This is a genomic window from Leptotrichia hofstadii (genome assembly GCF_007990525.1).
Taxonomy (GTDB): domain Bacteria; phylum Fusobacteriota; class Fusobacteriia; order Fusobacteriales; family Leptotrichiaceae; genus Leptotrichia; species Leptotrichia hofstadii.
In genome coordinates, this window is the sequence record NZ_AP019823.1 from 2,234,682 (window position 1) to 2,250,055 (window position 15,374).

Here is a 15,374-nt window from a genome sequence, read left to right on the forward strand (position 1 = left end):
AACTTTTTTAATATTATTTCAATAATAAAGGAAGTTAAATAATTTTTGATAACAGCGAACTTGAATAACATATAAAATTTAAAAATCTAAAAATATTGAAAAGGAGAAATTATCATGTCCAAAAATCTTAATCAGATTAACAATGGAATAAAGGAAGTCTTAAAAAAATACAATTTTAAAAAAAGTTCAATCCTTGTAGGAATGGCAGCCTTCATTATAAGCTGTGGAGGCGGAGGGGGCGGAGGTGTTGGAACTACAACGACTAATCCTACACCAACGAACCCATCAACTCCTGTTGCAACCCCTATTGCACCGTCAAATCCTGCACCCGTAACAAACAGACCTACTGTAACTGCACCAACGGTATCAGCGATAAGATGGAATGACACGGGACTTAGCTATGACCGCAGTAATCCACATAACGACTCAAATACGGCAATTACAGGAACAGGAGTAAAAATAGGGATTATTGATGCGGGATTTGAAAATTCAGAATTTGCATCAGATCTTACTGAAAAATTTGGAACTAGAATGACAAAACTTACAGTTCCAGATTTTACTGCCACGTCTACAGAAAGCGATGATCACGGAATAATTGTAGCCGCATTGGCGGCAGGAGGAACCGAAGGGATTGCAAAGAGAGCTTCTGTTTATGCGATTGATGCTGGAAATCACACTTCAGACGGAACACATCCTGAACCGTCGCTGGAAATGTATCAGGCACTAAAAAATAAGGGAGTTACCATTTATAACCAGTCATTCGGAATTGACTCAGTAGTAACAGATTTTAATACATCAAGAACTTCAACTCATTATTATGGGCATCAGATAGGGAGCGATATGCTTGAATTCTATAAAGATGAAGTTAATAACGGCTCGCTGTTTGTCTGGGCCGCAGGAAATGATTCATCAGATACCCAGCCTACTCTTGAAGGCGGACTTCCATTCTTTGAAACAAGTTTAAAAAAAGGATGGTTAAATGTAGTAGCGCTGACTTCAAGGGAAGAATCAAGATTAGGGGATACTGACTGGAGCAATCTTACACCGCTATCTCCTGCAGGAGTCGCGAGAATGTGGACTGTAACAGCAGTAGGAGATCAGACTTTCACAATAAGGGGAAGAAACTTTGTAGGTGGAGGTTCTTCATTTGCAGCGCCACTTGTAACAGGAACTGCCGCTCTAATCAAGGAAAAATACCCATGGATGGACGCAAGCCTTATAAGACAGACTATACTGTCAACAGCTACAGACATTGGAGAACGAGGGGTTGATTCTGTTTATGGATGGGGACTCTTAAATATTGACAAGGCATTAAAAGGTCCTTCCCTCTTTGACAGCCAGCTTGCGCTTGGACCAAGTGTAGTTGTAAATATTCCAAGCGGAGTATACACTTTCTCAAATGATATTTCTGGAAATGCCGGACTGGAAAAAAATGGAGCTGGAGAACTTATCCTGTCAGGAAACTCAACTTTCCTTGGGGATACAAATGTAAATGCAGGAAGATTAAGAGTGAACGGTACTTATGTATCATCACTGAATGTACGGAAACAGGCAACGCTTTCAACAAATAATGCCAAAATACATAACAATATAACAAATGACGGAACTCTTGAAAACAGCGGATCGACACAAATTGACGGAAACTATGAATCACTTGAAAATTCAAGAGTTGTAGCTGATTTGAACTCAAACCTTCATGTAACAGGAAAAGTCAGCCTAAATAATTCAAAACTCGAAGTAAAGCCTGAAGAAAATGGCGAAAGAAAATATATCACTGCCAATGGGACAAATCAGGATGTAATCACATCGGACAACAAAATTGAAGGTGGCTTTGAAACTGTTGACACTGATGAAATGTTAAATGCCGAAATCAACCAGAATGAAAATTCTGTATCTACAAAGATAAGCAGAAAAAATGTCCTTGAGTATGCAGAAAAAATCGCAGAATCTGATGAAATGCAGAAAAATACTGCTCAAAACTTGGAGACTGCCTTCCAGAACCTGGACGAAAACATTGAAAACGGCACTGCCGGGAATGTTGCGCAGTTTGAAAGAAAGGCTGCCAAGCTCCAGTCTCTGAACCATTCAAACAGAGCTGCAGTCCTAGACAGCCTATCCGGGCAAATCTATGCTTCTGCACAGGCTCTTACTTTCCAGCATTCACAAACTGTGAACAAGGACTTGTCAAACAGACTGGTTATGCTTGGAACCCTTGACAATCCTGGAGATAATTTTGGACTGTGGATTTCCGGGCTGGGGGCTAACGGTACGCTGAAGCAGGACGGATACGGCAAGGGGGACACTAAAGTATCTGGAGGGCAGGCTGGAGTTGACAGGCAATTTGGCGAAAACCTGATTCTAGGTACTGCATTGTCCTACTCAAAGGCTAACGTTAAGTTTAACAGATATGGCGGTAAATCTGATGCCAGTAACTTCGGAGTTTCATTGTATGGAAGATTAGGAAACAAAAATATTCCATTCTACTTGCAAGGGCGTCTTGGAATTGGATTTGTTGACAGTGATGTTGAAAGGGACATTATTTTAAGCTCCAATGACTATACAAGGGCTAAAATTAGCCATAACGATAAAGTTTACTCCGGATATTTAGAAACAGGATATGACATTAAAAATGGTAATGGCGACTTCGTTGTAACACCATTTGCGGGACTAACTCACGATACAGTTGTAAGAGGGTCGTTCTCGGAAGAAAAGAGCCAGTTTGGACTGACTGCCGGCAAGAAGAACTACAACCAGACAGCCGCACTGCTTGGAGTAAGGGTCGGAAAAGCTGTAAACTGGAACGGAGGAAGCAAGACTACATTCCAGGGCTATGTAACACATCAGAGAGCATTCAATGAGCAGGACTTGAGCTTTGATGCAAGATATACAGGACTGCCTGGAGCAACATTCAAGGTAAAAGGTATCGGGCTTGCTAAAAATAAAACTTGGGCAGGAGTTGGAGCATTGACTGAAGTGAATTCCAAATTTGGATGGTATGTAAACTATGACGGCTCTGTTGACAGCGGAAAGGGCAAAGGGAACAACAATGTGTTTACTACAGGGCTTAGATTTAACTTCTAGCGTAATTTTTTACCAGGATAGTCATTTTAAATAAAATACAGAAGAAGTTGTAGCATTCAGACTTTGTTACAACTTTTTTTATTTTTCTTCCAATATTTTTAGTAAAAATTTATTTTCCCCTAATCATATATTCTGTAAATTTCAACCCAGCCTTTCCACATTTCCAATCGCATTTAATTACCCAGTCTAAAATTTTTCAGAAATATAAGCATTTTCTTTTTTATTTATGTCGTTTAATTTTTCTTTTCATAATCTCATTTTGATAAAGTTTTTTCAGATAAAAAATTGTCAAAATTCCAGCTACAATTTCTGCCATTGGAAAAGCAATCCAAACTCCGTTAATTCCCATTATTCCAGCAAGTAAATATGAAAGTGGAAGAATAACAATTAATTGACGAATTAATGAAACAATAAGGCTAAATATACCTTTACCCAAAGCTTGAAATGTTCCACTTGAAACAATCGAAAATGGTGCTATCAAAAACGCAAAACTAATTATTCTAAGTGCAGGAATCCCAATCGAAAGCATGTTATCTGAAGCATCAAACAATTTAAGAATTGGAACAGGCAAAGTTTGACAAAGAACAAATCCAGCAAACATAATACCAAATGCATAAATATTTGCCAATTTTACAGCTTTCAAAAGCCTTTTTATTTTCCCAGCACCATAATTGTACGAAACAATTGAAATAACCGAATTGTTTAGCCCAAAAACTGGTAAAACAACAAAACTTTGCAACTTAAAATAAACTCCAAGTACAGCCGTCGCTGTCGTTGAAAATGAAGCCAAAAGATTATTTAACTGAAATATCATAAACGACGCTGCAGACTGCATAACTATTGATGGAAAACCAATTTCATAAATATTCGCAATCGTCTTAAAATGCACCGCGAACTTTTTGATAGCAAAACGAACTTCGTGATTTTTCTTAATATTAAAATACAAAGCCATTAGCATTGCAACAGTCTGCCCAAAAATCGTAGCCACAGCCGCACCAATAATTCCCATTTTTGGAAATCCTAAAAGTCCAAAAATAAAAATCGGATCAAATATAATATTTATAATCGCCCCTGTACTTTGGGTAATCATCGTATAAATCGTTTTCCCCGACGCAATCAGCATTCTCTCAAAAGTAATTTCCAAAATAATTGAAAAGGCAAAAATCGAACAAATGCTCAAATACTGAATGCCATAAGTCTCAATAAGTCCTGAAGCCTTTTGAAACTCAAAATAAAATTTCGCAAAAAATAGCCCAAAAATAGCAAACAAAATGGAATTCAAAATTCCTAAAAATATCCCATTATGCACAACCCGTGTTACACCTTTTTCATCTTTTGCTCCCAAATATCTCGCAATCAAAGCCGTTATCCCTACACCAACTCCAGTCCCCGCCGAAATCATCAGATTCTGAGCAGGAAACGACATTGAAACTGCAGTAAGTGCCTCTTCATTAATTCTAGCCACAAAAAGACTGTCCACAATATTATAAAATGCCTGTACAAACATCGAAGTAATAAGTGGCAGCGACATATTAATTATAAGTTTATTAATTGGCATTATCCCCATCTTATTCTCTAATTTCACTTTTTTTGCAATATCCATAAAAAATGTTCCTTTCTAAAATTTTTCATTATCATTAAAATTTTTTTTAAGTTTTCTCTTAATTATAAAAGTCTAATTTTTTTATTTCAAAAGTTTTTACATTTATTATATCTTATAAATTCACAAAATTCAATATTTTCATTTTTTAACGAGATTTAGTATCAGATTAGTTTATTTAATAACAGTTTTTCCTATTTTTATTATGTTTTTTCCTTATTTTTCGCAGGATTGCTCATTGCCGCAAATCCTTATCTTGCAATAAATGTTTATCCTGATAATTAAAATTGCAGCAAGATTGCTACGCAATACCTATGGCTAGACTCTGACTTTTATTTTATTTAACCTTATGAAATTAAAATAACTGCTATTGTGAAAAAGGGCATGGCGTCTGATGACATTACGTTAAAAAAACTAAATATAAATGAAATCCAAGAAATAATCATTATTAACCAAAATAACCTTATTGAATAATTGAATAATGAGAATTAAATTTTATAAAAATATATAGAAAAAACTTAAAAATAATGCTAAAATATTTACATAAAATTATGTTTTATAAAAGAAAATTTAATAGATAGAGGTGGAAAGTGAAAGAGAAAATTATTATTATCGATTTTGGTTCACAGTATAGCCAATTAATTGCCAGAAGAATTAGGGAGATGGAAGTTTATTGTGAAATTGTACCTTTAATTGATATTGAAAAAATAAAAAATGGAGAAGAAAAGGTAAAAGGTATCATCTTTTCAGGAGGTCCTGCCTCAGTTTATGAAAAAGGTGCTCCAACTGTAAATCCTGAAGTATTTAACTTAAATCTTCCTATTTTGGGCATTTGCTATGGAATGCAACTAATCACACACTTAAACGGTGGAAAAGTTGAAAAGGCAGATTCAAGAGAGTTCGGAAAAGCTGTACTAGAAGTAGAAAATAACGATAATCCTTTGTTTACAGGAGTAAAAAAATCTTCTAACATCTGGATGAGCCACAACGACCACATCACAGAATTGCCAACAGGCTTTGAAATTATTGCAAAAACTGATTCATCAATCGCCGCAATTACAAACAACAATGGAATTTATGCACTTCAATTCCATCCAGAAGTAGTCCATTCTGAATGTGGAATACAAATTTTGGAAAATTTTGTATTTAATATCTGTAAATGCGAAAGAAACTGGAAAATTTCAAGTTTTATTGCTGAAAAAACAAAATTCATCAAGGAAACTGTTGGAGATGAACACGTACTGCTTGCCCTTTCTGGAGGAGTGGATTCATCAGTTGCCGCAGTTCTGATTAACAATGCAATCGGACACCAGCTTACTTGTATGTTCGTAGATACTGGTCTTCTAAGAAAAGATGAAGGAAAAAAAGTTTTAGAATATTACAAGGAGCATTTTGACTTAAACATTGTTTTTGTTGACGCAAAAGACAGATTTTTAAATAAATTAAAAGGCGTAGACGAGCCTGAAGCTAAGAGAAAAATCATCGGAAATGAATTTATCGAAGTCTTTAACGAAGAAATTAGAAAACTTAAAGGACAGGAAGGTGCAAAATTCCTAGCACAAGGAACAATTTATCCTGATGTTATTGAATCACAGTCCATAAAAGGCCCTTCCCACACAATAAAATCTCACCATAACGTAGGAGGATTGCCAGAAGACTTGCAATTTGAGTTACTTGAACCTTTAAAAGAATTATTTAAAGATGAAGTAAGAAAAGTAGGACACGAACTTGGACTGCCTGACACAATTATAAAAAGACACCCCTTCCCAGGCCCAGGACTTGGAATCAGAGTTATTGGAGACGTAACTCCTGACAAAGTAAAAATCCTTCAAGAAGCCGATGACATCTTCATCACAGAACTAATGGAAAAAGGACTTTACGACAAAGTAGATCAAGCATTCGTAACATTATTACCTGTAAAAACTGTCGGAGTTATGGGCGATCAAAGAACTTATGAATACGTAGCAGCTATTCGTTCAGTAAATACCATCGACTTCATGACTGCTACTTGGAGCAAACTTCCATACGAATTTCTAGAAGAAGTATCAAACAAGATTATAAACAAAGTGAACGGGATTAATAGAATCGTGTATGACATCTCTTCTAAGCCACCGGGGACTATTGAGTGGGAGTAGTATTAATATAATAAATAATTATAAAATAAAAATTCAATAAATATAATGTTAAATTTTATTAAGGATACTAAAAAAGCGATTATAAATTAGGAGAAAATGAAATGATAAGGTATGAAACACTGATTCGAATACTAGATGAATTGAGAAAAGAAGCACCTAAAGAATATAAAAAATACCATCCAGAAGAAAATAATTTTGAAAAATTAAATGAAGCAAGATCTAAAGCATTTATTCATTTATTTTTAAAAGGCATGTATGGAATCGAAAAATTTCATGATAGAGAATCTTTTATTACAGATGGTTCTTATGACGGTGGAATAGATGCATACTATATAGATAAGGAAACAAAAGAAATCATTTTTATTCAATCTAAATTTAGAACCAATGAAAATAATTTTGAAAACAAAGAAATAACTTATGATGAACTGCTTTCAATGGATATAAATAGAATTATTAGTGGAGAAATAACTGACGAAAGAGGAAATACTTATAATACTAAAATTTCTAAAATGCAGGAAGAAATTAATAAAATTCATGATATAGGAAGATATAATTATAAAATTATAATACTCGCAAACTTAAAAGAAAAAACGAATGTATATTTAAAAAAATTAACAGGTGGATTTCCTACTGATATTTTTAATTTTGAAAAATGCTATAAACAATTAGTTTTCCCTGTAATTTCTGGATGTTTTTTTAATGCTGAAGAAATTCGAATTAACTTATCACTTGTTCATAAAGATGGAAATGAAGGTAGAATAGGATATACAGTTAATACCGAATTAAGCGATTGTAAAATTTTGGTTACTTTTATTCCGCTTATTGAAATTGCTAAAATTTTATATAAATATAAAAACTCAGTTTTAAAATATAATCCACGAGGTTTTTTAGGATTAAAAAATAATCAAGTTAATCCTCAAATTGCTGATACCGTAAAAAATAAATCAACTAATGAGTTTGCTCTATTTAATAATGGTATAACTATTTTATCAGATTATACCGAAATAAATTCTCAAGTGGCAAAAAAGGATAGAGCACAACTTATTATAATGAATCCTCAAATTATAAATGGAGGCCAAACTGCATTTACACTATCATCTTTATATGAAGAATGTATTCAAAACAATGACTTCACTATGTTTGACGAAAAAGAAGTATTGGTAAAAATAATTACATTTATTGAAGATGATCAAGATAATGAAGATATTGAAACTATCAAACAAAAAAAATTAAAACTGATTGAAAATCTATCACATGCTACGAATGAACAATCTGTTATCAGTGAAAAGAATCGTAGATCAAACGAAGCATTGTTAGTGAGTTATCAATAAGATATTTATAATAATTTCGGTTTATTTTTAAATAGAAAAGAAGGTGAATTTTATGAAGGACAAAATAAAAAATACATTTCTAAAAAACAAATAATTGATCTTGCAAATTTTATGAGAATTGCTGTAAGTATAAGTGGTGATGCAAAAAAAGCAAGACAAAGTAGTGATACAATATTATTTAGAAAAAATAATTTTAAACAGTATTTTAAAGAAAAAGATGATTATAAAAAATATATGTATGGGTATTATTGCTACCAATACTTATTAGATATTGAAAAAAAAGAAGAAAACTATGGAATGGATAAATATGGAAATGCGTTACGCTATGGTAAATATGCAGTTGTTAGTGTAGTATCTAAAAGTTTCATAAAAGATTTAGATATAAAAGAATATGAATCTGTTATTAAAGAGAAAACAGATATAATTATTAATAAATGGTTAGATTTTGAAAACGAAATTGTTGAAAAACCAGAAAATGAAACTTATTTTTATAAATATCAAGAAAAAGAAGATACTAAGACTGTATATAATTTTGATGGATATTATAAAGGAAAAACAATTAATCAAGATTTACAAAATTTTAATTTTAATGTAAACTATCAAGAATAGTTAATAAAAAAATATTGAGTCATATTATTAGTGTTCAACTTGATCTTTTCAATAAGTGTATAAAATTCTTAAGTAATAATATTAATATCGAACTTTGTTTATTATCTTATTTTTTGTTATTTTAATAACTTCATCGTATCTCTAAATTTATATAGTTATTAAAAATCTAGTAATAAAAATATAATCTGGTTTTCTTGTAGAGCAAAAAAATTTATGTAGTATATCAAAAGTATATTATAAAATCTATAATTTCTATTTTTTAAGCAAAAAATAATAATAAATACAAAGGAAACAAATTTTTTTGTGATATAAATAGTTGATATATTAAAATAAAAAGGAGAATTAGAAATGAAAAATTTGAAAATTGTTATAGCTGCAGTAATGGTTATGTTATCTGTTATCGGTATGGCAAGAACTGTGAGAAAGAATAGAAATCACAATAATAGCAATTCTGCATCGCCTGTGGTGAGTACGCCAAACCCTGCTTCAGAATTTTGCCAAAAACAAGGAGGACAATCTATCAATGTTAAAGGCAAAAAAGGTGAATACGGAGTCTGTAAGCTAAAAGACGGAACAGCTGTCGAAGAATGGGAGTATTACAGACAAAATAACACTACTAGAGATTTTGAAAAACAAGTTATTGGAACACCAAATCCTGCCGCAAAATTCTGTGTAGATAAAGGTGGAAAATCTGTTACTGTTAAAGACAGCAATGGTAACGAAAAAGGTATATGCAAATTCAGAAATGGTACGCAAATTGATGAATGGGATTACTACAGACAAAATCATTAATAACCTTAAACTCTAGAATACTACTTATAAAAAATGGCAAATTTTTTGATTTGTCATTTTTTATTGTCAATACTGTAGAAAAAATATCAATATTTTACACAGATATGAAAAAATTGATATAAAAAATAATTATATTTAAAAGTTTTTCCTAATTTTATATGCTATAATTATAACGAATAAAAAATTAATTATAAACAAATAAGATACAAAGGAGAAATAAATATGAAAAAGATTTTACTGTTAGCTAGTCTTATCACGGCTTTATCAAGCTGTGGAGGCGGCGGAGGTGGAGGCGGTTCTTCACAAACAGGTTCTGCCACTCCTGTTCCAACACCAAGCCAGCCTGGCAGTAATACTAATAATCAGGCACAAAATCCAAATTTACCAAATAATATTGGTCAAACACAAAATAACCCATCCCAATCGGGATCTAATAACAATAACTCTTCTACAAGCCAAGTTCCTAAAAACACGGATTTTACTGGGAGAGGCGTTAGTGTAGCAGTTTTAGATAGCGATTTTCTATCATCTGATGTTCATACTAACCAATTATACAACAAGAGAAGTTATATTGACGAAATAATAGACAGGGAATTTAAAGATAGATTTATTAAAGAGCCGATAGTTACTAATGCAGCTTATTTAAGTAAAAGCAATCATGGAATTCTTGTAGCTTCTATTTTAGGTGGGAATAGCGGTACTGGTGCGACTGGGGCAAAAATCCATGGTGTAAGCGTTAGTCAAGGAAGCGGTTTTTATTTAGATATAGATAAATATCTAGATCTTCAAAATAAAGGTGTCAGAATATACAGCCACTCTTTTGGAACCCAGCAAATATTAGGAGAATTTAACTTCAATAATTTTAGGGAACCATTTAGAATATATTTAAGAAAGCTTGGCGAAACAATTGCTCTATCAGAAAACGATAACAGAGTTAACAATTTAATAAATTTTTACAGAAATGCGGTAGACCAAGATTCATTGTTTATTTGGGCTGCAGGTAATAGACGTGCTGATGGAACAACTATGGATGAAGCAAGTATTCAAGCAGGGTTGCCTTATTATGTATCTGGACTTTATAAAGGATGGATTGCTGTAATGGGAGTGCGTCCTGATGGAACTGAATATAATCCTCTTTTAGCAAGAGCAGGAAGAGCAATGTGGTGGACTGTAGCTGCAAATGGAGAATGCGGATTGCCAGGATGTACAGAATACGGTTCATCTTTTGCTACTCCAAAAGTATCAGCTGCCGCAGCTAAATTAAAAGAGAAATTCCCTTGGATGACAGGGCATGAAATACAGCAGACAATATTAACAACTGCAACAGATTTGGGACAACCAGGAGTAGATGAAATATTTGGATGGGGTCTTTTAAACGAAGAAAAAGCATTAAAAGGACCTGCTAAATTCAGTAGAGAACTACTCGTAGGAGAAAGAGCCGCAAATGCTGGATTGAGTGGACAATTTAATGCTAATGTTGGAGATAATATAACTTCAAAATTTGAAAATAACATTACAGGTTTAGGAGGACTTAAAAAATCTGGTAATGGTATATTAATATTATCTGGAAATAATGATTATCAAGGAGCTACTACTATAGAAGGCGGAATTTTAGAAATACAAAAAGAAAATGGATCGCCAATAACTATAAAATCAGGCGGAACTTTAGTAACTACTCCTACAACTGTGATTGGATTGAGAAATTACAGCGGAAACCTATCGCCAGTAAATGTTAAAAATGAAGGCGGAACTTTGGAAAATAGAGGCTCTGGAGCCGTTATAACAGGAGATTACACTGCAACTGCCAGTTCTGTAACAAAAGCAGAAATAGGGACAAAACTTACAGTAAGAGGGGCTGTAAACTTAAATGGAGGAAATACAACTTTACAAACATTAAGCAATGGAAAGTACATCACCGCAAAAACTATGTCTTCGGCTGTAATTGAAGCTGAAAAAGGGATTAATGGAAATTTTGACAGAGTGGAAACTCCTGAATTGATAAATGGGGCTGTGGAAACTTCAGATAATAAAATAAATGTAAAATTAAGCAGAAAAAATATGGTGGAATATGTAGAAAAAATCGCAGAATCTGATGAAATGCAGAAAAATACTGCTCAAAACTTGGAGACTGCCTTCCAGAACTTGGACGAAAACATTGAAAACGGCACTGCCGGAAATGTTGCACAGTTTGAAAGAAAGGCCGCCAAGCTCCAGTCTCTCAACCATTCAAACAGAGCCGCAGTCCTAGACAGCCTATCTGGGCAAATCTATGCTTCTGCACAGGCTCTTACTTTCCAGCATTCACAAACTGTAAATAAAGACTTGTCAAATAGATTAGTTATGCTTGGTACTCTTGACAATGTTGGAGATAATTTTGGACTATGGATTTCTGGATTGGGAGCTAATGGTACATTAAAACAAGATGGATACGGTAAGGGAGACACTAAAGTATTTGGTGGACAAGTTGGAGTTGATAGGCAATTTGGTGAAAACCTGATTCTAGGTACTGCATTGTCCTACTCAAAGGCTAACGTTAAGTTTAACAGATATGGCGGTAAATCTGATGCCAGCAACTTCGGAGTTTCATTGTATGGAAGATTAGGAAACAAAAATATTCCATTCTACTTGCAAGGACGTCTTGGAATTGGATTTGTTGACAGTGATGTTGAAAGGGACATTATTTTAAGCTCTAATGACTATACAAGGGCTAAAATTAACCATAACGATAAAGTTTACTCCGGATACCTAGAAACAGGATACGACATTAAAAATGGTAATGGCGACTTCGTTGTAACACCATTTGCGGGACTGACGCATGATACAGTCGTAAGAGGGTCGTTCTCGGAAGAAAAGAGCCAGTTTGGACTGACTGCTGACAAGAAGAACTATAACCAGACATCCGCACTGCTTGGAGTTAGAATTGGAAAAGCTGTAAACTGGAACGGAGGAAGCAAGACTACATTCCAGGGCTATGTAACACATCAGAGAGCTTTCAATGATCAGGATTTAAGTTTTGATGCAAGATATACAGGACTGCCGGGGGCAACATTCAAGGTAAAAGGAATAGGGCTTGCTAAAAATAAAACTTGGGCAGGAGTTGGAGCATTGACTGAAGTGAATTCCAAATTCGGATGGTATGTAAACTATGACGGCTCTGTTGACAGCGGAAAGGGCAAAGGGAACAGCAATGTGTTTACTACAGGGCTTAGATTTAACTTCTAGCGTAATTTTTTACCAGGATAGTCATTTTAAATAAAATACAGAAGAAGTTGTAGCATTCAGACTTTGTTACAACTTTTTTTATTTTTCTTCCAATATTTTTAATAAAAATTTATTTCCTCTAAACATATATTTTATAAATTTCAACCCAGCCTTTCCAAATTTCCAATCGCATTTAATTACCCAGTCTAAAATTTTTCAGAAATATAAGCATTTTTTAATTAAAGAAATTTAGTAAAATGTCATAATTAATATTGCGATTTTGAGAATAAAAAAACAAACTCACAAAATTTTTTTTATTTTTCTGAAATAATATGACAAATATAAAAAAATATAGTATAATATAATAATGTAATAATTTTAAATTTAAACTCCAAACTTTGAATAATATAACAATTCTAATTTAAAATAAAAGCAGAAGATTAAGCTGAATGGTCAATTCATTACTTTTAAATATTTTTATTTCTATTTTTAAGCATATTGACTATAAATTTGGAGACAATAAAAAATAAATATTGAAAAATAGGAGGTTTATGTTATGGAAAATATCGAATTTGAAAATTTCGATAATATTGAAAATGATGATTCTGGACGAATGTATGAAATGGGGAAAAATTACTATGACAGCGGTTCCGACATACTTGCTGAAAAATACTTGAAGGAAGCTGCCAAAGGCGGTAACAGAAAGGCCTTTCTCTTGCTTGCTGATATTTATCTGAAATATGATAAACTAAATCTGGCAGAAAAATATTTAAAGAAAATCGCTGACGGCGGAGATTTTGAACTGCAGGATAAACTCGGAACTGTTTATAAAAGAAAGGCAAACTTTGAGCTGGCAGAGTACTATTATAAACAGGCTATAAGCAATGGAAATCAAAGAGCGCAGTATCACTTAGGAAAATTATATTATTTATTCAAAAAGAAAAATTTGGCAATAGATTACTTAAAACCTGTTGCTGATGAAAGAGACCAGGAAGCACAGGTACTGCTTTCCAAAATTTATTATGATAACGGTCAAATTGACCTAGCTGAAGAATATCTACATAAGGCCAAGGACAACGGGGAAGCATATTATCTCCTTGGAAAGCTTTATGGAGAGAAACAGGATATCGAAACTGCTGAAAGACATCTAAAAACAGCAGCAGATGACTATGACAACAAAAGAGCGCAGGAAGTACTTTCAAAACTTTATATTGATAAAAACAATCTCACTCTTGCAAAGCACTATTTAACATTGCTTGCTGATGAAAATCATCTGGAAGCCTTTGCCTCACTTGGAAATATATTTGCTGATGAAAAGAACTATAATCTTGCCTACACAAACTACGGACATTTTTTTGAAGGAAAAAAACGGGAAAATGCAAAAGTTGACATGAGAAAAATTGACGAAGCAAAACTTAAATTCAATTTTGGAAAATGCTGTATAAAACTTGGAAAATTCGATGTGGCTGAGCAAAACTTGAAAGGTAGCGAATATCTAAAAATTTCTGATAATGTAATTGAAGTTGCAAAACTTTACGAAGAAGCAGAACAGTTGAAATTGGCTATCCAATACTACAAATCAGCTTTACATCTGTAATTTAAATAAAAATAAAACAATTAATCTTAGGAGGAAAAATGGCAACTACAAAAACATCCATCGGTAATTTTGATTTTGAAAACTGCTTTATGAATGCAGCGGGAGTTTACTGCTACGACAGAAATGAATTGGAACAACTTATAAATTCACAGGCTGGAACATTTGTCACGAAAACTGCTACATTACAGCCCCGTCCTGGAAATCCAGAGCCTAGGTATCATGACACAGCTCTAGGAAGCATAAATTCAATGGGACTTCCAAATTTGGGATTTGATTACTATTTAGATTATTTACTGGAATTGCAGAAAACACATCCTCACAGAACTTTCTTTTTCTCGCTTGTAGGAATGTCGACAGAAGACACTCACGCATTACTAAAAAAAGTTCAGGAAAGTGATTTTAAGGGAATAACAGAACTTAACCTGTCTTGTCCAAATGTGCCAGGAAAACCTCAAATTGCCTATGATCTGGAAACTACTGAAAAGCTGCTGGCAGATATTTTTTCATATTTCAAAAAGCCGCTTGGAGTAAAATTGCCTCCCTACTTTGATATTGTCCACTTCGATCAGGCAGCTACAGTATTTAATAAATTTCCACTAACATTTATAAACTGTATAAACAGTATTGGAAATGGGCTTGTGATTGAAGACGAAAGCGTTGTAATAAAGCCTAAAAATGGATTTGGAGGAATTGGTGGAGAATATATAAAACCAACTGCCCTTGCTAATGTTCACGCCTTTTATCAAAGGTTGAACCCATCTATTAAAATTATTGGAACAGGCGGTGTTCTTACAGGACAAGATGCTTTTGAGCATATTTTATGTGGAGCGAGCATGGTTCAGATTGGTACAACTTTGCACAAGGAAGGTCCTGTCGCTTTTGAGAGAATAACTAACGAATTAAAAGATATTATGGATAAAAAAGGATACAAAACTATTGAAGATTTTAGAGGAAAATTGAAATATTTATAATTTTTTACAATAAATTTTTTTGATCCCTCTATTTCAATAGTGAATTTAATAATAGAA

9 protein-coding genes are annotated in these 15,374 nt (G+C 33.3%); 8 read left to right on the top strand and 1 reads right to left on the bottom strand.

Translation table 11 applies throughout. From position 1 onward, the window contains the following. The first annotated feature begins 114 nt into the window (after positions 1-114). Entirely contained in the window at positions 115-3,081 is a 2,967-nt protein-coding gene (locus FVE77_RS10530; RefSeq protein WP_146967928.1) for an autotransporter outer membrane beta-barrel domain-containing protein, read from the top strand. Positions 3,082-3,301: 220 nt separating this feature from the next. Here FVE77_RS10530 and FVE77_RS10535 read toward each other — a convergent pair whose 3' ends face one another. Then, positions 3,302-4,684, bottom strand: coding sequence for an MATE family efflux transporter (locus tag FVE77_RS10535; protein WP_026746760.1), 1,383 nt, complete (start codon positions 4,682-4,684; stop codon positions 3,302-3,304). A gap of 587 nt (positions 4,685-5,271) precedes the next feature. Here FVE77_RS10535 and guaA point away from each other — a divergent pair. The 7 genes from guaA (at position 5,272) to FVE77_RS10570 (ending at position 15,317) form a co-directional block, all read left to right on the top strand. Further along, on the top strand, positions 5,272-6,816 hold the full coding sequence (gene guaA, locus FVE77_RS10540; protein WP_026746759.1) for a glutamine-hydrolyzing GMP synthase: 1,545 nt from the start codon (positions 5,272-5,274) through the stop codon (positions 6,814-6,816). A gap of 101 nt (positions 6,817-6,917) precedes the next feature. Then, positions 6,918-8,147 carry an AIPR family protein gene (locus FVE77_RS10545; protein WP_026746758.1) on the top strand — a complete coding sequence of 410 codons (1,230 nt, stop codon included), beginning with the start codon at positions 6,918-6,920 and terminating at the stop codon, positions 8,145-8,147. 111 nt (positions 8,148-8,258) lie between these two features. Then, the gene (locus tag FVE77_RS10550) at positions 8,259-8,756 is read left to right on the top strand and encodes a hypothetical protein (RefSeq protein WP_026746757.1); all 498 of its coding nucleotides are present in this window, start codon (positions 8,259-8,261) and stop codon (positions 8,754-8,756) included. A 348-nt stretch (positions 8,757-9,104) separates the two neighbouring features. After that, entirely contained in the window at positions 9,105-9,548 is a 444-nt protein-coding gene (locus FVE77_RS10555) for a putative hemolysin (protein WP_026746756.1), read from the top strand. A 222-nt stretch (positions 9,549-9,770) separates the two neighbouring features. Continuing rightward, positions 9,771-12,770, top strand: a complete 3,000-nt coding sequence (locus FVE77_RS10560) for a S8 family serine peptidase (protein ID WP_026746755.1) — start codon at positions 9,771-9,773, stop codon at positions 12,768-12,770. Positions 12,771-13,305: 535 nt separating this feature from the next. Then, entirely contained in the window at positions 13,306-14,346 is a 1,041-nt protein-coding gene (locus FVE77_RS10565; RefSeq protein WP_006806048.1) for a tetratricopeptide repeat protein, read from the top strand. 38 nt (positions 14,347-14,384) lie between these two features. After that, the gene (locus tag FVE77_RS10570; protein ID WP_026746754.1) at positions 14,385-15,317 is read left to right on the top strand and encodes a dihydroorotate oxidase; all 933 of its coding nucleotides are present in this window, start codon (positions 14,385-14,387) and stop codon (positions 15,315-15,317) included. Positions 15,318-15,374: the final 57 nt, after the last annotated feature.